General features: G+C 66.0%; 14 protein-coding genes. 9 read left to right on the plus strand and 5 right to left on the minus strand.

The window, feature by feature from the left end:
- Window positions 1-42 precede the first annotated feature (42 nt).
- The 9 genes from QYL93_RS18815 to QYL93_RS18855 all read left to right on the plus strand — a co-directional run bounded on the left by QYL93_RS18815 (window position 43) and on the right by QYL93_RS18855 (window position 16,193).
- Window positions 43-1,500 (plus strand): FecR family protein, encoded by a 1,458-nt coding sequence (locus tag QYL93_RS18815; RefSeq protein WP_305745070.1) that lies wholly within the window; start codon window positions 43-45, stop codon window positions 1,498-1,500.
- Entirely contained in the window at window positions 1,501-3,666 is a 2,166-nt protein-coding gene (locus QYL93_RS18820) for a CHASE2 domain-containing protein (RefSeq protein ID WP_305745071.1), read from the plus strand.
- Between the two features lie 55 nt (window positions 3,667-3,721).
- The gene (locus QYL93_RS18825; protein ID WP_305745072.1) at window positions 3,722-5,275 is read left to right on the plus strand and encodes a c-type cytochrome biogenesis protein; all 1,554 of its coding nucleotides are present in this window, start codon (window positions 3,722-3,724) and stop codon (window positions 5,273-5,275) included.
- 464 nt (window positions 5,276-5,739) lie between these two features.
- Entirely contained in the window at window positions 5,740-7,413 is a 1,674-nt protein-coding gene (locus tag QYL93_RS18830; protein ID WP_305745073.1) for a bluetail domain-containing putative surface protein, read from the plus strand.
- A gap of 179 nt (window positions 7,414-7,592) precedes the next feature.
- On the plus strand, window positions 7,593-9,944 hold the full coding sequence (locus QYL93_RS18835; RefSeq protein WP_305745074.1) for a glycosyltransferase family 41 protein: 2,352 nt from the start codon (window positions 7,593-7,595) through the stop codon (window positions 9,942-9,944).
- Window positions 9,945-10,219: 275 nt separating this feature from the next.
- Window positions 10,220-11,755, plus strand: a complete 1,536-nt coding sequence (locus QYL93_RS18840; protein ID WP_305745075.1) for a class I SAM-dependent methyltransferase — start codon at window positions 10,220-10,222, stop codon at window positions 11,753-11,755.
- Between the two features lie 256 nt (window positions 11,756-12,011).
- Window positions 12,012-13,574: a hypothetical protein gene (locus tag QYL93_RS18845; RefSeq protein WP_305745076.1), complete on the plus strand. Its 1,563-nt coding sequence runs from the start codon at window positions 12,012-12,014 to the stop codon at window positions 13,572-13,574.
- A gap of 273 nt (window positions 13,575-13,847) precedes the next feature.
- The gene (locus QYL93_RS18850) at window positions 13,848-15,518 is read left to right on the plus strand and encodes a bluetail domain-containing putative surface protein (protein WP_305745077.1); all 1,671 of its coding nucleotides are present in this window, start codon (window positions 13,848-13,850) and stop codon (window positions 15,516-15,518) included.
- 129 nt (window positions 15,519-15,647) lie between these two features.
- Window positions 15,648-16,193 (plus strand): hypothetical protein, encoded by a 546-nt coding sequence (locus tag QYL93_RS18855; protein WP_305745078.1) that lies wholly within the window; start codon window positions 15,648-15,650, stop codon window positions 16,191-16,193.
- 55 nt (window positions 16,194-16,248) lie between these two features.
- Here QYL93_RS18855 and QYL93_RS18860 read toward each other — a convergent pair whose 3' ends face one another.
- From QYL93_RS18860 to QYL93_RS18880, 5 genes are read right to left on the minus strand one after another with little or no spacing between them, the layout of a single operon-like run.
- Complete coding sequence (locus tag QYL93_RS18860; protein WP_305745079.1) at window positions 16,249-17,139, minus strand: 3-keto-5-aminohexanoate cleavage protein; 891 nt, start codon at window positions 17,137-17,139, stop codon at window positions 16,249-16,251.
- A gap of 13 nt (window positions 17,140-17,152) precedes the next feature.
- Window positions 17,153-18,325 carry an acyl-CoA dehydrogenase family protein gene (locus QYL93_RS18865; RefSeq protein WP_305745080.1) on the minus strand — a complete coding sequence of 391 codons (1,173 nt, stop codon included), beginning with the start codon at window positions 18,323-18,325 and terminating at the stop codon, window positions 17,153-17,155.
- A gap of 4 nt (window positions 18,326-18,329) precedes the next feature.
- Entirely contained in the window at window positions 18,330-20,315 is a 1,986-nt protein-coding gene (locus QYL93_RS18870; protein WP_305745081.1) for a biotin carboxylase N-terminal domain-containing protein, read from the minus strand.
- On the minus strand, window positions 20,312-21,127 hold the full coding sequence (locus QYL93_RS18875; RefSeq protein WP_305745082.1) for an enoyl-CoA hydratase/isomerase family protein: 816 nt from the start codon (window positions 21,125-21,127) through the stop codon (window positions 20,312-20,314). Before QYL93_RS18875 ends, QYL93_RS18870 begins: the two co-directional genes overlap by 4 nt.
- Before the next feature lie 14 nt (window positions 21,128-21,141).
- Window positions 21,142-22,323 (minus strand): acyl-CoA dehydrogenase family protein, encoded by a 1,182-nt coding sequence (locus QYL93_RS18880; RefSeq protein ID WP_305745083.1) that lies wholly within the window; start codon window positions 22,321-22,323, stop codon window positions 21,142-21,144.
- Window positions 22,324-22,349 lie beyond the last annotated feature (26 nt).

Here is a 22,349-nt window from a genome sequence, read left to right on the forward strand (position 1 = left end):
TTTGGCGCCGCCAGGCATTCTCTGCTGTCCGAAAGGCACACCATGAACCACCGATTGCTCCCCATCGCCGCCTGCCTTGCCTTTCCCTTGATGGGGATGGGTGGCGCTGCGCATGCCTCCACGCCCGGGCAATCCTTGGGCGCCGTCGTGGGCGAAGCCACGTTTGTCATTGGCGCGGCCTCTCTCCTCCAGGAAGACGGCAGCAGCCGTGCCCTGGACCGCGGCGCCGCCGTGCGAGTGGGCGACCGCATCGAAACCAAGGCCGGGGGCCATGTGCACCTGCGCTTTGTGGACGGCGGGCGCCTGAGCGTGCGGCCGGCCAGCCGCCTGCATATCGAAAGCTACAGCCATTCCGCGCAGCAGCCACAGCTGGGTGCCATCAAGTTCCGCCTCGATGAAGGCGTGGTGCGTTCGATCACGGGCAGCTGGGGCGAGGCAGCGCGCGAGCGCTTCCGTCTGAACACGCCCGTGGCCGCCATTGGCGTCAAGGGCACGGACTTCGTCGTGCGCTCCGACATGGAACGCACGGCTGCATCGGTCTACACCGGCGCCATCACGCTCACCCCGCTGGCCAACAACGGCTGCGGTGCCAGTGTCGGCCCTTGCATCAGCGGGCATGAAAAACTGCTGTCGGACGACATGAAGGGCCAGATCCTCGAGTACAGCCGACGCGACGCGACGCCCTTGCTGGTGGTCACCGACACCGTGACGCGCAATGCCCGCGCCGGTGAAATCACGGCGGCACGCACAGAAAAGTCACAGACCCAGGCACTGGACGACCTGCGCACCGAGCCTACCCCCGTCAAATCGCTCACCAGCGAACAGAAGGCGGTCGAAGTGGCCGTCTACACCCCTCCGGTGGCGCCCGTGGCGCCACCCCCTCCTCCTGCGCCCGAGCCTCCCGTTACGGTTGCGCCGACGCCGGCGCCGACGCCTGCGCCTGCGCCCGCACCTCCTCCGGTGGCGGTGCAGCCCCCCGCACCCGTGCAGCCACCCCAGGTGACCCAGCTGGCATGGGCGCGCAATCCCTGGACCTCGCGGGCCGAGGGCGACAGCTTCGTGGTGGATTACGAAACTGCGTTGAAGTCGGGCTGGAACCGTGTGATCGGCAACCCATCCTATGCGCTCTTTCAGAACCCGGACGCCCAGGGCAAGCTGCCCCAGGAGGGTATCGTCAGCTTCCGCCTGGCCAATGCCAGCGCTCAGTTCTACAAGGATGCTCAAACCGCCATCGAGTCGGTGGCAGTGCAGGGCGGCGCCTTGCAGGTGGACTTTGGGCGCTCGCTGTTCCAGACATCCCTGTACATGGCCAGCAAGAGCGTTGGCTCGCAAAACATCCAGGCAGCGGGCAATATCGGTGTGACAGGGCAGTTCACTCCCACGGCATCCAATGCCGGCATCACCGGCGGCCTGAATGCAAGCGGCACCGAAGCTGCCTATGCTTTCGAGAAAACCCTGCCCCAAGGTTCGCTCAGTGGCGTAACCCTCTGGGGGCGCTGATTGACGCCACGCCAGCCGCCAGCGGACAGACGTCCGGCAGGACGACACCGGGCTCTGCTGGCAGGTCTGGCCGCTGCAGCCATTGTCAGCCTGCTGCTTTCACTGCTTTTTGGTCCTGCACTGCAGGCGGCTGAAGAGCGGGCGGGCGATTGGGTCTGGCGCCTGGGTGGCCAGAAGAGCGAGGAGCGCCGCGTCCTCGTCGTCGACATCGACGAAAAATCGCTCGCCGAAATCGGCCCCTGGCCCTGGCCGCGCAGCACGCAGGCGCGCCTGATCGAGCAGATCGCCCAGCTGGGCGCGCGCGAGCAGATCCTGGATGTGGTCTTCACCGACCCGCGTGACGACGACGCCTCGCTGCTTGCCGCCGTGGCCGAGCACCGCCCGGTGCTGGCGCAGGTGTTTGCGCTGGGCGCATCCGGCCCCGGCACGGGCCTGCCCCAGCTCAGCGAACAGGCCGCTCCGCGCGTGGGCCAGCCCTCGGGCGCGCTCGACTGGGCCAGTTGCCCGGCCCCCTTCTCTGAGGCCCTGGGGCATTTGTCCAACTTCCCTGCGCTGGCCGCGCTGGGGGACATGCCGCAAGGGCGCACCGGCCACATCAGCCCGCGCATTGCGGACGATGGCGTGGTGCGCCACCAGCCGGCCATCATCTGCTGGCAAGGCAAGTCCTACCCCTCGCTGGCCATCGCCTCGCTGATGCGCGCCACCTCCGAAACCAGCCTGCTGCTGCAGCGCGGCGGCTGGTGGGACGCGCCCTGGACCCTGGGCAGCGCCGGCCAGGCGCTGCCTGCCCTGCCTCTCGATGAGCGCGGCAACATGCGTGTGGCCTGGCGCCTGCACCCCGACAGCTTCGTGAGCATTCCTGCAGCCGACGTGCTGGCCGGCCGGGTGCCGACCGACATCATGACCGGCGCGTGGGTGCTGGTGGGCGCAAGCGCCTTCGGCATGAACGACACCATTGCCACCCCCTACAGCGGTGCCAGCGCTGGGTTGCTCGCGCATGCCCAGATCCTGAGCGCCCTGGTGGACGGGCACACGCCCTACACCCCGCGTGCCGCGCTGCCCCTGCAGGCGGTGGCTGCGGCACTGGGCGCGCTGCTGTTGTGGCTGCTGGTGCGGCTTGCCGGGCAGGGCGGCGGCGCTGCGCGCGATGCCCAGGCGCTCACGCCCTCGCCCATGCTGCGCATGCCGGTGTACCTGCTGCCCCTGGCGGCCCTGGCCTTTGCCCTGGCACTGGTCGTTGCGCATGCCATGGCCCTGTGGCTGGCCGATGTCTGGGTGGGCTGGCTGCTGCCCGCACTCTTCGTGCTGCTGGCGGGGGTGTTTGCCGGCACCATCGAGCACGCCCGCAGCCGCAGCGAGCGCGACCGCCTCTACCAGCACCTGGCCAGCTACCTGCCGGCACCCGTGGCGGCGGCCCTGGCGCTGCAGCCGCCATCGAGCGCCATCCGCGCCAGCACGCGGCAGGTCAGCGTGCTGCTGGCAGACATCCGCAATTTCTCGGCCTATTGCGAAGCCCGCCCGCCCGAGGAAGCTGCGGCCGTGTTGCACGCCTTCTTCTCTGCCGCCAGCCGCATCGTGCAGGCGCACGGGGGCGTCATCGAGTCCTTCCAGGGCGATGCCGTCGTTGCCGTGTGGAATGGGGCGGACGACATCCCCCTGCCATCGGCCACCGACGAGCAGCACGCCCAGATCCACTCACGGCAGGCAGTTGCCGCCGCGCTCGACCTGCTCACGGAATCCCTCAAGCTGCTGCCCGACCCCGCGCCTGCGGGCCTGGAGCCCCTGAGCCTGGGGCTGGGTCTGGAGACAGGCCCTGCCATGGTGGGCTCCTTTGGTCTGGCCAGCCGCCGCACCCACACGGTCATGGGCCGCACCATCACCATTGCCAGCCGCCTGGTCGATCTGACGATGGACCTGGCGCACCCCATCCTGGTCGGCGAAGGCATGGCCGCGCAGCTGGGTGGGCAGTTCTCTCTGGGCGCAAGGGCCGGTGGCAGCGGCACCCAGGAAACCCAGCACCTGCAGTCCATGGGCACCTTCCTGCTCGAAGGCCTGCGCGTGCCCCACCATATATATGCTGTGCCCCTGGACGCCCTGGCGGCACAGCACCCGCCTGCACCAGGGGATGACCAGGCGGCCCAACCAACAGCCCATGGCACAGCGTAGGCGGCACTACCATTTTTCTGCCGAATCCTGCGCAGCATCCACCCCCCCGGGTTCAATGCCCCGCACGGTGTGGCTGCTTGCCATGGCCATGTGCGCGGCCACGGCCGCGCAGGCACAACAGCCCCAGGTTCCCCTTGCACAGGGGCAGGGCAGCGCGCTGCCTTTGCTTTTGGCACCGGCGCAGGAGATGGCACCAGCGTTCAACGTCCCCCAGGTGCCTGCGGCGGGCGCAGAACCCGGCGCCGCGCAGGCCGCAGCGGCTGCTGTGTGCGTTCCGGTGCCTGACGGCACGCCTGCCGACCGCCTGACCCCTTATGTGATCACTTGCCAGCGTGTGCCCGAATGGCTGGCCCAGCTGGGCGCCCTGCTCAACAAGGAAGGCCGCTACGACGAGGCCGCCGAGCACCTGGAGCGCTCACTCATGCTGGAGCCCGACCAGATCCAGGCCGGGCTCGACTACGCCGTGGCCCTGGCTGGCGTGGGCGACCTGCTCAGCGCCACCCAGTTGCTGGGCCAGTGGCTGGCCCGCCCCGACCTGCCCGACACCCTGCGCGCCAGCCTGGCCCAGGCCCAGCAGCGCTATGCCGCCGCAGGCCGGGCCAGCACCGGCTGGCAGTGGCGCCGCCACGCCGGCCTGCGGCTGGGGCGCGACAGCAACCTTGCTGGTGCCCCTGGCATCACCAGCCTCACGCTGACCCTGCCCACCGGCAACATCACCTTGCCGGTGGAAGAGAGCAGCCTGCCCCGCCCCGGCATCTACGCCCGCGCCGATGTGCGCATGGACCTGGCGCGCCAATGGGCCGATGGCCAGCGTGTGGAAGTGGCCGCTGCCGTCCTCTCCCGCTCCAGCCCCCGAGCCACGCAGACCGAAACCACCCAGGCTGAACTCGCGGGCGAATACTCCCGCGTGGCTGGAGAAATCGGCTCGGCGGGCAACACCACCCTGCTGCAGCACTACACCAGTGCCGCCGTCGCCAGCCTGCATACACGTGGTGGCACACGTTACACCAGCTTTCACCTGGGCTCGGGCCTGCAGTTGCAGGACAAATACATGCCCAGCAACGGCCCCGGCCTGACTGGCAAAACTGAAATGTCGTCCATCTGCAACACCCGCGTGGGTGCAGAGGCGCAGCTGCGCAACCTGTACAGCAACCCTGTGCTGTCGGGTCGCTATGCCGGCCTGGCCCTGCAGTGGAGCTGCAATGCGCAGCCCCAGCAGGTGCTGGCAGACAGCCTTGGTCTGAGTTTCAGCCAATGGCAGATAGGTCTGCGCGCCGGGGTGGACATGCCCACCGATGCCACCCGCCCCGGCGGGCGCCAGCAGCAGTACAGCCTGCGCGCCGCTGCGCACCTGGGGCCCCGCTGGTACGTCGATGCCGAGCTGGGCCACAACCGCGACACCACCGCCTACAGCGCCATCCTCGACAACGGGCGCGTGCGCAACACCACCCGCCTGTCCATGCGCGCCGAATACCAGCACCCCCTGCGCCAGCTGGCGCCGGGCGCCGTGGCGGTATTCGGCTTTGAAGGCTTCAGGCAGACCGCCAACCTGCCCCTGTTCGCCATTCGCAGCAGCGGGCCTTATATCGCCATCCGCGGGCAGTGGTAGCGGCCAGAAGGCTGCGCGGTACAGGGCACCGAACCGTGATCCCTGAAAGCCGAGGGCGGTTGGGTCATGCTGACAAGCACAGGGCGGCCTTTGCGTCCAGGTAATGGCTGGTGAGGCCCGTTCTCGGGCGTTGCAGCCGATGCTCATCCTGCCAGGCCTCCCCCTTGATTGTTGGCCTGCTGCAACATTGGGAGCAGTGGCCCGGTGTCGCCAACAAGCGCGCGTTACTTGTGACCCGCGTCACGCCCCCTCCGGTGGGTTGCTTGCTACACTTCATCCCAAGTTGGCTAGGCATTGCTCTTGATCACTGGCATTTTTTTAAAAGTGCGTGTGATAATGCCAGAGCAAACTTGTAAAGATGGGGCTGAACTGGCACGCACGGCAGGCAAGCGTGGTGCACTAGACGGGCTGGCCTTGCTTTAGCAACTTGTTTTCATTTTTCAACTGTTAATAGGAAGTTTCAAATGCCTAAGCAAATTTTTGGTATCGACTCGACTGTCACCACGCTGAACCGCGCGTTCAACGACCAGTCGCCTGCCAACTCCGTGTACAACAACCAAGTGGCCCAAGCCACCTCGGTTGGCGCTACCCAGTTCGCTCTGTCGTTCGGCGCTGGCTTCACCAGCCAGACCGAAGACCAACTGTCCACCAAGATCCTGGGCAACCTGGGCCTGCTGCCTAACACCGCTCTGCAAACCGCACTGAAGGACTACCTGGTCCAAGTGGGTAAGGCCAACGTCGGTATCGTTGCAATGCAACTGGGCGACATCCTGGCTGGCCTGGAAAACGCCACGGGCGACCAAGCGGCTTTCTCCGCTGCTGCTCTGGCATGGAACAACGAAGTGACCGCTTCGTACACCTACTCGGCCAACCCAGCCAACACCACCGCATCGCCTGTCGGCCCAACCGACACCGCTGTGACTGGCGTGACCCTGGCCCTGACTGCCGGCGACGACTTCATCTCGCCAGCCGCTTCGGAAGCCAAGTTCAAGACCACCGGCAACAACGACACCATCCTGGCAACCACCGCTGGTTTCCTGTCGGCTACCGACGTGGTTGACGGCGGCGCTGGCGTTGACACGCTGAAGGCCACGCTGGCTGCTGCCGCTACGGTTGCTCCTACGCTGCAAAACATCGAAAAGGTGTTCGTTACTGCTGGTGCTGGTGCCAAGTTCACCGCTACCGGCGCTACCGGCCTGACCGAACTGTGGGTTGACGTGGCTGCTGGCGCTGCCGAATTCTCCGGTGTGAACCTGGCTACCACCGTTGGTATCCAGAACTCCGGCGTGGGCGGTGCACTGACCGTAGGCTTCTCTGGTGCTACCGGCGCTGCTGACTCTGCTAACGTAGTGTTCGCAGATGCCACTGGCAACGACGAAGTCATCGTGACTGCCATCGAAACCTTGAACGTGAAGAGCACTGCCGGTACCGTGGCCGCCACGACCGTCAACGCTGCCAAGATCACTGCCGACCTGGCTGAAAAGATCGTCATCAGTGGCGACCAAGGCCTGACCACGACCGTGACCGGCATCAACGTTACGAGCATTGATTCTTCGGCACTGACCAAGGCCCTGGGCCTGACCTTCACCACCACCGGCACGACGGCTGTGGCCATCACCGGCGGCGTGGGCGCTGACACGTTCAACATCACCGGCACGGCTGACGCCAAGATCACCCTGGTCGCTGGCGACGGTGCTGACACGGTCAACATCAACGCCCTGGGCGTGAACAAGGTCACCCTGGGTGGCGGTGCTGACACGCTGAACATCACGGGCCTGACCGGCGCTGGCGCCAAGGACCTGGACATCAGCACGGCTGCCAAGCTGGCTGCGTCGGCTTTTGAAGTGACCGACTTCGTGAGCGGTACCGACGTGATCAACCTGACGTCCGGCGCTGGAACGACCAAGGCTGCTCCTACGGGCACGCAACTGGCCAACATCGCCGCTTCGTCGTCGCTGCTGACCGCCGCCCAACTGGCTGCCACGACTGCTGGTGTCAACAAGGCCATCGCGTTCCAGTACGGTGCTGACACCTACATCCTGACGAACGACGGCACTGCTGCGCTGACCGCTGACGACAGCCTGATCAAGCTGACCGGCGTGGCTTCCCTGTCGGGCGCTTCGTGGACCTCGGCCTAATAGGTCAAGAAGGTAGCCTGCAAGGCTTGGCGTTTCGCTGAGCCACTGCAAGCCGCTTTCTGCAAAGCCCCCCAGGCGAAAGCCTGGGGGGCTTTTTTCATGGGTGGCTCTGAAGCCGCAGCCCGGTGTTGGCTGTTGAGGCTGGTACGCTGTGCACCCTCATCGTTTGATTCCAGCCCATGTCGTCCACCGCCGCCCATCCAATCCACTCCCGCCTTGCACAGCTTTTTCAGGAGCGCGCGTTTGCACAGTGCCTGGGCCAGGCGCAGGCGCATGTGGCGCAGCACGCACAGGACGCCATGGCCTGGGGCTGGGTGGTGCGCTCTGCCTTCGCGCTGGGCAATGGCACCCAGGCCCTACAGGCAGCCCAGCGGGTGTGCGAGTTGGCGCCCGGCGATGCACAGGCCTGGACCACATTGGGTGATGTGCGCCGCCATCTGGGGCAACTGGACGAGGCCTTGGTGGCCTTTCAGCACGCGCTGCAACTGGTGTCTGCCGTAGCGCCGCCCACGGGCCAGTCGCAGGCGGTGCTTGCGGTGCTTTCCAACAAGGTGGGAGACGTGCTCTACACACAAGGGCGATTCGAGCCGGCACACAAAGCCTTTGGGCGGGCGGTCCACCTCGCTCCGCGCTTTGGCCAGGCGTGGTTTCATCTGGGCATTGCCCACATGGCATTGGGCCAGTATGCCGAGGCACAGCAACCGCTGGCGCAGGCCTTGGCCCATGGCCACCCGCCCGCGCAGGTGCAGTCGGCATTGGGGGCTGTCTTCATGGAGCTCGGGGCGCACCGCCAGGCCCACGCCGCGTTGTCGCAGGCCCTCGCGCTGCAGCCCGAGGACACCATGGTGCTCAACAACCTCAGCATTGCCAGCCAGAACCTGGGCTTGCTGGCCGAGGCCGAGGCACTGATACGCCGCAAGCTGGCGCTCCTGGAGCACGACGTCAGCGGCTGGATCAATCTGGGCAACGTGCTGCGCGCACAGGGCCGTCCCGGGGAGGCGGCCACAGCTTTTGATAGGGCCATGTCGCTCGAGCCCGGCAACGTGACCGCACTGATCGCCATGGGCTTGCAGGCACATGAATCGCAAGCCCTGGCGCGCGGGCGCCGCTACCTCAGCGACGCGGCGGCGAGCCCCTCTGCAAGCCCCGCGCAGAAGCTTGACGCCATGGTGGAGCTGGCCTCCCTGCATGCCACGCTGGGTGAACATGAAGGGGCCGAAGCGCTGTTCATGCAGGTGCTGGCTGCCAAGCCTCGCGAGCGCAAGTACTGGAGCAAATGGCTTTTTGCCCTGAACAACCACCCGCACAAAAGCCCGCAGCAGATCATGGCGCAGTACCAGGCCTTTGAATCCCATTGCTTTGCCCCGGTGCCACAGCCCGTGGCCACCGCAGTGCCCGCGCAGGGGGTGGAGATGGCGACGAGTCGGCGCCTGCATATCGCTTATGTGTCGGCCGACTTCACGCAGCACGCGGTACGCCACTTTCTGCTGCCCTTGCTGGCCCACCATGACCGCAGCCGCTTCGAGGTATCGGCCTTTGCCAACATGTCCGGCCCGGCCGAGGTGCTGCCCGCCTACCAGGGTATGGCAGAGCACTGGCATTTCATCAAGGGCATGACCGACCGGGAGGTGGCCGAGCTGGTGCGCGCCAGCGGGGTGGATGTACTGGTGGACCTTTCGGGTCAGACCGGAGGCAACAGGCTCGATGTGTTCGCGCTCAAACCGGCGCCGGTGGCCGTGTCGTGGATGGGTTTTGGCTCCACCACGGGCCTTGGCACCATCGACTACTTCCTGACCGACAGGCATGCCGTGCCAACACAGGATGGTGCCTATTTTGCCGAGACACCCTGGCGGCTGGACCGTCCCTACCTGGCCTACCGGCCGGCGCCGGGCATGGGCGACCCCGGGCCTTTGCCCGCGTTCGCCAATGGCCATGTGACGTTTGCCTCGCTCAGCCGGTCCATTCGCTTCAATGACGGATTGCTCGACGCCTGGGCACAGCTGTTGGCCCGGCTGCCAGGCTCGGTGCTGCTGCTGGACAGCAAGAACATGGGCGATGCCGATCTGGTGAACCAGACCCAGGCGCGGTTTGCGGCGCGGGGCATTGCGGCCGAGCGCATTCAGTGCGGTTTTCACAGCCCGCCATGGGACGTGCTGCGCGGGGTGGACATTTCGCTGGACTGCTTTCCGCACAACAGCGGCACCACGCTGTTTGAGTCACTGTACATGGCCGTGCCTTATGTGACGCTGAGCGAGCGGCCTGGGGTGGGGCGCCTGGGCGCTGCCATTTTGCACGGCATGGGGCGGCCCGAGTGGGTGGCCCACACCGTGCAGGAGTATGTGGACAAGGCGGTGGCGCTGGCCAGCGACCTGCCCAGACTGGCCCAGGTGCGCGCTACCCTGCGCGAAGCCATGGTGGCCAGCCCCCTGATGGACGAGGCCGGCTTCACCCGCTCGGTAGAGGCGGCTTACACCGGCATGCTCGAAAGCCATTGGCAAGGCTTGCGGGCTGACACTGCTTCTTCGGCCTGACGCGCCAGGGCGTTGAATGGTGGTGATGCGCACGCATCGCTGCCGTAGGCTTGCATGGGGTGCCAGGAGCCTGTCGGACTTGGAGCGTCGAAAGCGAAAATCGGCCCCAGCGAGGGCAGTTTTTGCCGGATTTGCAGCCCCATAGCCAGGCTATGGGGCAAAAAGACGGTGAAAAATGGACCGCTGCGGCCGATTTGCAGCCGACGATTTCCAAGTCCGACAGGCTGCTGGTGGCGCATGTAAAAATGCAGGCCTTCAACAAGGAGTGGCACCGCATGTCAGACTGGACCGCCGGCTACGTGGCCGACATTGGCTATACCTATGGCTACTACCCCGAGCTCAACCCGCTGCGGGTCAAACTGGCATTTCTGAACCAGGGCCTGGTGTTTCCCGAAGTGGGCACAGCCTGCGAGCTCGGCTTTGGCCAGGGCCTGAGCGTGGCGATGCATGCGGCGGCCAGCGTGGTCGAGTGGCATGGCACGGACTTCAACCCCGCGCAAGCCGGTTATGCCCAGCAGCTGGCCGCCGTGTCCGGCTCGGGGCCGCGCCTGTACGACCAGGCCTTTGACGAATTTGCTCGCCGCACCGACCTGCCGCAGTTCGATTACATCGGCCTGCACGGCATCTGGAGCTGGATCAGCGACGAGAACCGGGCCGTGATCGTGGAGTTCATCCGCACGCGGCTCAAGGTGGGCGGTGTGCTGTACATCAGCTACAACACCTTGCCCGGCTGGGCGGCCTTTGCACCCATGCGCCACCTGCTGTCGCAGCATGCGGCCGTGATGGGTGCCGAGGGCAATGGCACCCTGAACCGCATCGACGGCGCAGTGGATTTTGCCGAGAAGCTGCTGGCCACCAACCCGCTCTACAGCCGGGTGAATACGAGCATCGCAGACCGCATGACCCGTCTGAAGACCATGCCCAAGCAGTACCTTGCGCATGAGTATTTCAACCGCGACTGGGTGCCCATGCACTTTGCCACCATGGCCGAGTGGCTGGAACCCGCCAAGCTGCAATTTGCCTGCACGGCCCACCCGTCGGAGCAGGTCGACGCGCTCAACCTTAACGCCGAGCAGCAGCAGTTTTTGAAGAGTATTCCCGATGCCAACCTGCGCGAGAGCACGCGGGATTTCATCGTCAACCAGCAGTTTCGGCGTGACTACTGGGTCAAGGGCGCGCGCAAGCTCAATGCCATTGACCAGGCCGAAGCGCTTCGCCTGATCAAGGTGGTGCTGGTGGCCTACCGCCCGGATGTGTCCCTCAAGATGACCGGCGGGGTGGGCGAGGTCACGCTGACTGAAGTGATCTATGCCCCCCTGCTCGACCTGCTGGCCGACCACAAGCCGCGCACGCTGGGGCAAATTGAGCAGGCGCTGCAGGGCAAGGGCATCAGTTTTGCGCAAATTCAGCAGGGCGTGACGGTGCTGGCCGGCGCCGGGCATCTGGCCCCCGCGCAGGACGACGCGGTGGCGCCCAAGCTGCGCAAGGCCACCGACAAGCTCAACACCTGGCTGGCCAACCAGTCGCGGGGCAGCAACGATGTGGGCTTTCTGGCCAGCCCGGTGACGGGCGGTGGCATTGCGGTCAGCCGCACGCACCAGTTCTTTTTGCTCGCGCTGGCCCAGGGCAAGAAGCAACCGGCCGAGTGGGCCCAACTGGCGTGGCAGATTCTGAGCCTGCAAGGGCAGAAGTTGGTCAAGTCCGGCCAGGCGCTGGAAACCCCGGAAGAAAACCTGGCCGAGCTGACGGAAATGGCCAATGCCTTCGCACAGAAGCAGGTGCCCATGCTGAAGGCTCTGCAGGTGATCTGACCGAGACGCGGTGGCAGGGGGTAGCCGACCCGGGGGCGATCACCTAGGCCACCGCATCATCGGCGCAGCATGGAGCACGCCCAGAGGGGCGTCGGCGCGGCTACGCGTCTGCCACGCATGGCGTTTAGAAAAATCGCGCCTTGGGCCCGGTGCCGCATATATGCCCCTCCTTTCACCGCAACGCGCCGTCGCGGACATTGCCTTACGGGCGGTGTGCCCGGATTGCGGGCAATGCCCTGGAAAGGAAATGTGCAGCATGGGACGTCATCTCGTATCGGGTGTGGATGCGCAAAGCCAGGTGGTAACGGTCATGGCCGAAACGGCAGTGGCCGCCGGCGACTATGCCAAGCTGGGATCGGGTGGGTTTGTGCGGCGCGCCGCCGACGGTGTGCCGCTGGCCTTGCAAAACTCTGCCAGCGGCGTGACTGCGCTGGTGCCACCAGCGGCTGTGGAGGCCAGCGGCACCGCATGGGGGCGCAGCGGTTTCAACGCGCAGATATTCCGCTCGATAGTCGCCCTGGACAATGGCAATTTCGCGGTGGCATATAGTGGAAATGGCACCCAGTCGGACACGGGGGTGAACCTGCGTATCTACGGCCCCCTCCGTGTGCCTTTGTCATCTCGGGTGGTGGTCGCGGCGGCGACTGGGGTGGTGGGAACTCGCTTGGCGCGAGCAGGCGCCGACAATTTGGCCGTGGTGTGGGTCGAGGGTGCAACGCTCAAGCTGGCAATCCATTCGGCGGCCACCGGTGCAGTCGTGGCACCCGAGGTGACTGTCGCCGCTCTGGCGAGCAGCGATATATCCACTTGGAACCTTGCCACCTTGACCGGGGGTGACGTCGTGGTGGCCTATGGCAAGAACGGGGCCAATGATTTCGCTTTCAAACGCTTCAACGCGGCAGGTGTGTTGCATGGCGCTGAGGTCGTTGTGGAAGCGGGGTCATCACCCATGTACATCGGTGTGCTGGCGCTGGCATCGGGCGGCTTTGTGCTGCACTACTACCGGTACACAGCCGCGACTGCCTACAAGTTTGCACGCTTTGCGGCCAATGGCACGCAGCAAGGGATGTTGATCACCCTGGCAACGGGTATCGCCAATCGTTCCGTGAGTCCCGCCGAGCGCAATGCCATGGAACTGAGCAACGGCAATCTGGTCTTTGTTGATCCAGCCAGCAATACCAGCGCTGCCGTACGTTTGTACGACGCTGCAGGCAACTTTATCTCTGCGGTGTTGGCTGCAACAGGCGCTGCGGGGATGCCAAATACCGTGTGTATCTGTCCGCGCCAGCTTGGCGGTTTCTGGCTGACGGTGGCGGGCCAGCTCTATGAATACGACAATGCGGGCAGCGGCCTGCGGCAGTCTTCAGTGCCCGGTAACACACCCTTCATGCTCTTTGACAGAGCGGGCACCGGGCCGCTGATGGCAGTGTATCTGGCGGGCGCGTTCACTATCCATTTGATTGCCTGGAACACGGAGTTGACGGTGGCGGAGGGCATCACTGTTGACTCGCTCGGCTATGCCTTGTCCTATGCGTGGTTTGAGGTTCTTTCCAACGGTCTGGTTGTTGGGGTCAATATGGGCAACTCTTCGTTTGGAGCAGCGCGTCTTTTCGTCTCTACGCCCCAGGCGTATTCCATCCTGGGTATCGCGCAAGAGCCTGCGGTGCCCGGTGCCCTGGTGCGTGTAGCGACGGCCGGAAAGTTCGTATCGACACAGTCGTTCAGCGGCCCGGCCTTCGACCGGCGCAACGCCACCCCTCCAGGCACCCGGGGTGTGGCGGTGGGCAATACCGTTGTCTTGGGCGGACTGGCGGGGTAGGTTCTGGCGATGTGGCGCGCGCATGGCGCTTTGGCATGCGGCACCCACCGGTGCTGCCTTCGCCCTGACCCAGGTCTCTGCACGCTCCCCGGCAAAAGTTAGGGTCTGGGCGCCAGGTGCTTCACCGCGTGAACCGCGTGTACCTGCATTCCTGGGGCTGTGTCAGGTCTAAGGCATGGCAGGTAGCAAAATGTTTTTTTGTGACGACCGGCACAAAGGCCTGCGGGCATGGCGCCTACCCTTGGCGCATCTACGCAGCACCCAGAGGTCTTGATGCCCGCAACCGTGTTCCAGCCGATCCAAGTCACGATGTTGAACCGCGCGTTCAACGACCAGTCACCCGCTTACAGCGTGTTCAGCAACCAGGTGGCCCAGGCCGTAGCGGTCGGCTTCGTTGAATTCGCGAGGGCATTTGGTGCACTTTATGTCAGCTTGAGCGAAGACCAACTGTCGACCAAGCTGTTGGGCAATCTGGGCGTGCTGCCCAATGCAGTGTTGCAAGCTGCATTGAAGAATTACCTTGTCGAGGTGGGCAAGGAGAATGTGGGCATCGTTGCCTTGCAACTGGGGGAGATACTGTCCACCCTGGAGAACGCCGCCGGTGACCAAGCGGTCTACAAGGCGGCTGCCGTGGCGTGGAACAACGAGGTCGAGACATCTTTCGCATATTCCACCGACCCGGCCAATACCAGCTCGGTCCCCATCGGTATCGGGCCTATCGGGCCTGGCGGTATTACCTTGTCGCTCACATCGGCTGATGATGTGCTGTCGCCCACGGCTGCAGAAGCCAAATTCAAGACAACGGCCTACAACGACACCATCCTAGCAATCACCGCTGGTTTCCTGTCTGCCACCGACTTGGTTGATGGTGGCGGCGGCGTGGACACGCTGAAAGCCACCCTTGCTGCGGGTGCCACGGTCGCCCCGGCGCTGCAAGGCATTGAAAGAGTCTTCATCACTGCGGGTGTCGGAGCCGGTTTCAATGCCGGTGGCAACAGCAGTCTGCAGCAAGTGTGGGTTGATTCTGCTGTGGGTGCAGCTGAATTCACTGGTGTGAACATGGCAACCACCGTGGGTATCCAGAACTCCAGCGCAGGCGGAGCCCTGACCGTGGGGTTTACTGGTGCCACCGGCGCTGCGGACACGGCCAGCCTGGTATTTGCCGATGCCACTGGCGCCGACGAAGTGATCGTGACCTCCATTGAAAACCTGAACGTGAACAGCACGGCAGGTACCGTGGCAGCCACCAAAGCCAACCAGGTAAAAATCACTGCTGACCTGGCAGAAACCATCGTGATCACCGGCGACCAGGGGCTGAGCACTACCGTGCAGGGCGCCCATATCGCTAGCATTGATGCGTCGGCGCTGGGCAAGTCGTTGAACCTCACGATGGGGGCTTCCAGTGCTGCTACCGTGGTCGTCCTCGGTGGGGTAGGCGCCGACACGTTCAGCATCGCAGAATCATCGGGCGCCCGGCTGGTGTTGAGTGCCGGAGGTGGTGAGGACACCATTCACCTCAATGCACGGGCGGCCCATAGCGTCACCACGGGTGCAGGCGCCGATGTGGTGAATGTGACCTTCGCTGCTGCCCAGGACAAGGCCCTTGATGTCTCGACGGCCGAGGGCCCTGCTGCCAGCGCCATCGTGGTCAGCGACTTTGCGGTCGGTGTCGATGTGCTGGCCGTAAAGGGCACGGGCCTGGGCAAGGTGGCGCTGACCGGATCACAGTTTGCCGAGGTGGCGGCCTCTTCGTCGCTGCTGACCGCCGCACAGCTTGCCGCATCCTCGGCGGCTGCCAAGGGTTCCATCGTGTTCCGTTATGGCGCCGACACCTATGTGCTGGTGAACGATGGCACGACGGCCAATGCGCTGGATGCGGCAGATTCGCTGATCAAGCTCACCGGCGTGGCTGTATTGGCGGATGCGTCGTGGACTGCTGCATAAGGCCCGGCTTGAACAGCCTGGGCTGCAGCCCCAGCCGGTAGTGTGTTGCGCGCATTGCGCAATGTTTTCTTGTAGCCGCCAGCACATAGGCTCTATGCTCTGCACATTTCCCTATTTTTGGAGCTTTTTGTGGCCGTTGTCCTCTCTGCCGAACTCGAAGTCAGCATTCTGAACCGTGCGTTCAACGACCAGTCCCCTTCGAGCACGACTTTCTACCAGCAGAAGATGGCTGCTGGTGCCACCCCACAAAGTTGGGAGGCCTATGCCTTCCAGTTCGGTGCCAACTACCAGCACCTGTCGTCGGGGGCCCTGGCGTTGAAGATCGTGACCAATATGGGCATGGGGTACGACATTGGCCTGCAAGGCGCACTGGTCTCGTACCTCGACGCTGTGGGCAAGGAGAATGTGGGCATCGTGGCCGTACAACTGGGCCATGCCCTGCTGGGCCTGGAAAACGCCACCGGCGACCTGGCGGTCTACAACGCCCCCGCTGCGGCCTGGGCCAAGGAGATCGCAGAGGCGTACATGTATTCGACCAACTCGGCCAACGGCACCCCTTCGCCCAAGGGCGCCCCTGCAGGCGCTGCAGCCTGGAGTTCGGCGGCGGAGCACCAGCCGATCGACGCTGCAATCGTGCAGTTGGTGGGCGTCGACGCCGGTGCTTTGCTGGTCTGAGGGCGGCACATCGCTGCCGGAACGCTGGCGTAAGGCCGTGGGCAGCCCGCCCTCGTCAAGCAGCGGTCGTCGCTTGCAAGCCCAGTAGCTCCCGCGCCTCCTGCGGCGACGCCACGCTGCGCCCCGCACCGCGCGCCATCTGGGCCAGTTGCTCAATCAGCGGCCCGTTCGAGGTGGCCTTGCTGCCATCGGGCAAATAGAACGTGTCCTCCAGCCCCGTGCGCAAGTGGCCGCCCAGCTCGGCCACGCGCTGGTGCACCGGCCATATCTCCTGCCGGCCGATCACGGTGGCCTGCCAGGGCGCATGCGGGATCTTGAGCTTGAGCAAAATGGGCAGCAGGTCCGGGTCGGCCGGCATGCCCGATTCGACCCCCATCACGAAGTTGTATTCGGGCAGGCGCTCGGTGTACATGCCGGTCTGTACATACATCTCCACGCAGCGCACGATGCCCACGTCGAAGCATTCGAACTCGGGCAGGGTGTTGGTCTCCAGCATCACATCGATGAAGTCCTTCACCTTGGCAGGCTGGTTGTCGAACAGCATGGGCGGCCAGGCCCAGGTGCCGTTGCTTCGCACCTTGAGGTAGTTGAGCGAGCCGGCGTTGCAGGCGGCCATCTCGGGCCGGGTGGCGCGCAGGCAGTCCAGCGGGCCCTGGTAGTGCGGGCCCACCACGCCGGTGGTCTGGTTGATGACGAGGCCGGGGCATTCCTCGCGCATGGCCTGCACGCAGTCGCGGGCCACCTCTGGGTCCCACGAGGGCAGGTGGCCCTTGCCGGCCTCTTGCTGGCGAAAGTGCACATGCACCACGGCGGCGCCGGCGTCCACGGCGCGGCGGGCTTCGCGCGCCAATTGTTCGGGCGTCACGGGCACGTGGTGCTGCGTCGGGTCGGTCAGCACGCCGGTGATGGCGCAGGTGATGATGGCTTTGTCTGTGGTCGTCGTCATGGCGATGTCTCTTTCAGATACCCAGTTGCCGGGCCGCCAGGTCCTTCATGATTTCTTCGGCGCCGCCGCCGATCATCATGACCTTGACCTCGCGGTAGATGCGTTCGCTGACGGTGCCGCGCATGTAGCCCATGCCGCCCAAAATCTGCACGGCCTGGTCGGCGCAGAACTGCATGGTCTGCGTGGCGTGGTTCTTGAGTAGGCAGACCTGGGCCACCCATTCGGCGCCCGTGGGGCCTGCATCGGCTTGTGCGGCCACCGATTCGAGCCAGGCAGCGGTCGAGTGGATGCGCATCTGCATGTCCACCAGCTTGTGGCGTATCACCTGGTGCGCCACCAGCGGCGCGCCAAAGGTTTTGCGCTGGCGCGCCCAGGCCAGGGCTTCGTCGTAGCAAGCCTCGGCAAAGCCCAGGGCCGATGCGGCCAAGCCAAAGCGCTCGGCATTGAAGTTGCCCATGATCATGCGAAACCCGTCGCCCTCGGCCCCCAGCAGGTAGCGCGCGGGCACGCGCACGTTGTCAAAGCGCAGGTGCGCCGTGTCCGAGCACAGCCAGCCCATCTTGGCCAGTGCGCTGCGCGACAGGCCTGCGCTGTCGCCCGGTACCAGCAGCATCGACAGGCCGCCACTGCCCCGGCTGCCGGCCTCGCCCGTGCGCACGGCCACGGTGATCCAGTCGGCACGCATGCCCGAGGTGATGAACACCTTTTCGCCGTTGACCACGTAATCGTCTCCCTCGCGCCGCGCGGTGGTCGCCAATTGCGCCACGTCGGAGCCGCCGCCAGGTTCGGTGATCGCCAGCGCGGCAATGCGCTCGCCCGCCAGCACCGGCGGGATCACCTCGTTGCGCACGGCATCGCTGCCATGCGCCAACACGGGTGGCAACCCAATGTTGTGCGACAGCAGGCTGGCCAGCACGCCCCCGCTGGTGCCATAGCGGCACAGGGCCTGCCACAGCGGCAGGCGCAGTGCATAGCTGGCGGGCGTGCCGCCGTACTGCTCGGGGTAGCCCAGGCCCAGCAGGCCGAGGTCGCCCGCGCGGCGGTACAGGGTGCGGGGGAATTCACCCGCCGCATCCCAGGCGTCCACATGCGGGGCGATCTCGGTGCGGGCAAAGCGCGTGACCGTGTCGGTCAGCGCCGCCCGGTCCGCGCGCGCTTCGTCAGCCTTTGGCAGGTGGATGTTCATGGGCTCATGCCTCCTTCACCTCAAAGCGCGCCAGCACCTGGCCTGGCGCCACCTGCTGGCCCAGCGCCACGAGCAGCTCGACCACCGTGGTGGCGGTCGGGCAGGCCAGGCTGTGTTCGAGCTTCATGGATTCGAGCACCACCACCGTGGCACCTGCCTGCAAGGCCTCGCCAGCGGACACGGGCACTGCCACCACGCGCCCGTTGAAGGGGGCTCGCAGCTCGTTGGCACCGCCTGCCGCGCCTGCGCGTGCGGCGGGTTCGCACGAGGCGTCTTCCACCCAACCATCCACGCCGCCGGCTTGCCAGTGCCATCGTTGCGGGCCCACTGCCGCCGTGCGCACGGCGTGTGTCACGCCCTCCACGGCGCATTGCACGCGCCCGTCGGGCAGCGGCGTGAGGTGCATGCCGACGGATTCAGGCTCGCCACCTTGTTGTTCAACGCGCAGCTGTCCAGGGCCCAGCTCCCGCACGGCCAGCGGCAGCACATCGCCCTGGTGGCGCAGCCGCATGGGGCGCGCAAAGCTGCAGGGCAGGGAGGTGGTGCGGGGCGAGAACAAGGCGGCCATGGCACTGGGCAGCAAAGCTGCCTGTTCTTGCAGGCGCAGTGCGGCGCGCAGTGCATCGCCCTCGTGCGCGAGGAGGGGCACGCGTGCCTGCCCGGCGCGGAACTGCGGGTGGCCCAGGCAGGCTGCCAGAAAGGCGCGGTTGCTGGGCAACCCGAGCAGGGTTGTCCCCTCCAACGCACGCACCAGTGCATCGATTGCCTCGCCGCGCGTGGCGGCATGCACGATGAGCTTGCCCAGCATGGCGTCGTAGTGGGTTGTGACCTCGGTGCCTTGCTCCAGCGCATGGTCAAAGCGCAACCTGCCCAGGGCGGCGCGCTCAAATGCCGTCGCCGGGGGCGCGGCGAAGTACAGCACCTGCCCTGTGTGCGGCGTGAATTGCGCGTCTTCCGCACACAGCCGCACCTCGATGGCATGGCCTTGCAGTGCCACCTGGTGCTGCGCCAGCGGCAACGGCTCGCCACGCGCCACGCGGATCTGCCACTCCACCAGGTCCAGGCCCGTGAGCGCCTCGGTCACCGGGTGCTCCACCTGGAGCCGGGTGTTCATTTCCATGAGGAAGAAGTCTCCGGGCTGATTCGGGGTTCCTTCGTCGAGCAGAAATTCCACGGTCCCCGCGCCCACGTACCCTGCCGCTTGAGCGAGTGCCACGGCGCAGGCACCCATGCGTTCGCGCAGCGCGGCATCCACGGCGGGGCTCGGCGATTCCTCAATGAGTTTCTGGTGGCGCCGTTGCACCGAGCAATCGCGCTCGCCCAGGTGGATGCAGTGGCCATGCGCATCGGCGAACACCTGCACCTCCACATGGCGCGGGTTGAGCAGTGCGCGCTCGATCAGCAGGTCGCCATTGCCGAAGCCCGCCAGCGCTTCGGAGCGGGCACTGACCAATGCGGCGGGCAGTTGAACGGCATCGGTCACCAGCCGCATGCCTCGCCCGCCGCCGCCGGCCACGGCCTTCACCATCAGGGGAAAGCCGATGCGCTCAGCCTCTGCCCCAAAGCGCTCGTCACTTTGGTCGCTGCCCGCGTAGCCGGGCAGGCAGGGTACGCCCTGCGCCTGGGCCAGGGCCTTGGCGCCGGCCTTGCTGCCCAGTGTGCGGATGGCTGCGGGCGGTGGGCCGATCCAGGTGAGTCCCGCATCCACCACGGCCTGCGCAAACCCGGCGTTCTCGCTGAGAAATCCATAGCCTGGGTGCACCGCATCGGCGCCGGTGGCACGCGCGGCTGCGATCAGCTTGTCGATACGCAGGTAGCTGTCGGCGCTGGCACTGCCGCCCAGCGCCACGGCCTGGGTGGCCTCGCGCACGTGCAAAGCCTGGGCATCGGGGTCGGAGTACACGGCCACGGTGGCGATGCCCATGGCGTGTGCTGTGTGCACGATGCGCCTGGCAATCTCTCCGCGATTGGCAATCAGTATTTTTTTCATGCCGCAGGGCTCCAGGGCGGTGCCTTGCGGGCCGTGAAGGCGGCAAGGCCTTCTGGCGCCTCCGGTCCGCGCAAGGCGCGGGCAAACAGGTGGGCGGCATCGTCGAGCAGGGCGGGCAGCGGCAGGGCGCTCTGCACCTGCAGCAACAGGTGTTTGGTGGCCGCAATAGCCTGGGGTGCGGTAGTGGCCATGCGCTGCACGGCGGCCTGCACAGCGTCATCCATCGCGCCCTCGATGACTTCATCTACCAGCCCCGCCTGCAGCGCGGCAGCCGCCCCACTGCGCGCGCCCGACAGCAGCCAGCGCCGGGCCGCTGCCGGCCCAAGCCGCCGCACCACGAACGGCGCAATCTGCGCGGGCACCAGCCCCAGCGTGACCTCGGGCGCGCCGAAATGGGCGCCCGCATCCGCCAGCACCAGGTCGCCGCAGCAGGCGAGGCCCAGGCCGCCGCCCATGGCCGCGCCTTCCACGGCCACCACCAGCCACTGGGGCAGGCCGCACAGCGCTTGCAGCAAGGCGCCGAAGCGGCGGTTCAACGGCACCAGCGGGTCGGGCACGCTGGCATCGAGCGGCTGGCCGATGGCCTTGGCAAAGCCGCCCAGGCTGCCACCCGCGCAGAAGTGCCCGCCCGCACCACGCAGCACCACGCCGCGCAGCGCGGCATCGCTCTGGGCGCGCGTGCAGGCGTTCAGCAGCGCGTCCACCAGGGCATCGGTCAGCGCATTGCGGCGGGCCGGGTCGTTCAGGGTCCAGGTCTCGCAAAAAAGGCCGGCACCCAGCGGCGCGCGGTCGATCAGCAGGGCGTCGTGCATGCTCGGGCCTGCTTTCAGTGAGCCGAGGGCCGCTTGGCAATGCCCATTGTCTTGGCCAGAATGCCCAGCATCACCTCGTCGGCCCCGCCGCCGATGGAGGCCAGGCGCCCGTCGCGGTACATCCGCGAGACCTTGTTTTCCAGCGTGAAGCCCATGCCGCCCCAGAACTGCAGGCAGGTATCGGGCACCTCGCGGTTCAGGCGGCCGGCCTTGAGCTTGGCCATGGAGGCCAGCTCCAGCACGTCCTGCCCGCCCACATAGAGCTCGCAGGCGCGGTAGGTGAGGGCGCGCAGGGCCTCCACCTCGGTCTTGAGCTCGGCCAGCTTGAACTGCACCCACTGCTGGTCGGCCAGCGCGCCGCCAAAGAGCTTGCGCTCCTGCGCCCACTCGATCGTCCAGCCGATGCAGTTGTTCAGCGCCTCCAGCGTGCTGGAAGCGCACCACAGCCGCTCTTCCTGGAACTGCTGCATCTGGTAGATGAAGCCCTGGCCTTCGGCACCAATGCGGTAGCGCTGCGGCACACGCACCTCGTCGAAGTAGAGCAGGCCCGTGTCGCTGCTGTGCATGCCGATCTTGCGGATCTTCTGCGCCACCTCCACGCCCTTGGTGAGCTGGCCGCCGGGGCCGTCGCGCAGGGGCACCATCACCAGGCTCTTGTTGCGGTGCACGGGGCCTTCGCCGGTGTTGACCAGCATGCACATCCAGTCGGCCTGCAGGCTGTTGGTGATCCACATCTTCTGGCCGCTGATCACATAGTCGTCGCCATCCTTGCGCGCGGTGGTCTTGATGCCCGATACATCGCTGCCCGCGGCAGGTTCGCTCACGCCGATACAGCCCACCATATCGCCTGCGATGGCCGGGGCCAGGAAGTCGCGCTTGAGCTCCTCGCTGCCATGGCGCGCGAGCGCCGGGGTGCACATGTCCGTCTGCACGCCGATGGCCATGGGCACGCCGCCGCAATGCACATGCCCCAGCGTCTCGGCCATGGCCACCGAATAGGAGTAGTCCAGGCCCGAGCCCCCGTATTCCTCGGGCTTGCACAGGCCCAGCAGACCGAGCTTGCCCATCTTCTTGAAGACCTCGTGCGCGGGGAAGATCTCGGCCGCCTCCCACTCGTCCACATGGGGGTTGATCTCCTCGTCGATGAAGCGTTTTAGCGTCTTCTGGATCTCGCGGTGCTCGTGCGTGAACTGCATGGTTTGTCTCCGTTGATTTTTGTGTG

The sequence above is a fragment of the Acidovorax sp. A1169 genome (assembly GCF_030704685.1).
Classification (GTDB): domain Bacteria; phylum Pseudomonadota; class Gammaproteobacteria; order Burkholderiales; family Burkholderiaceae_C; genus Acidovorax.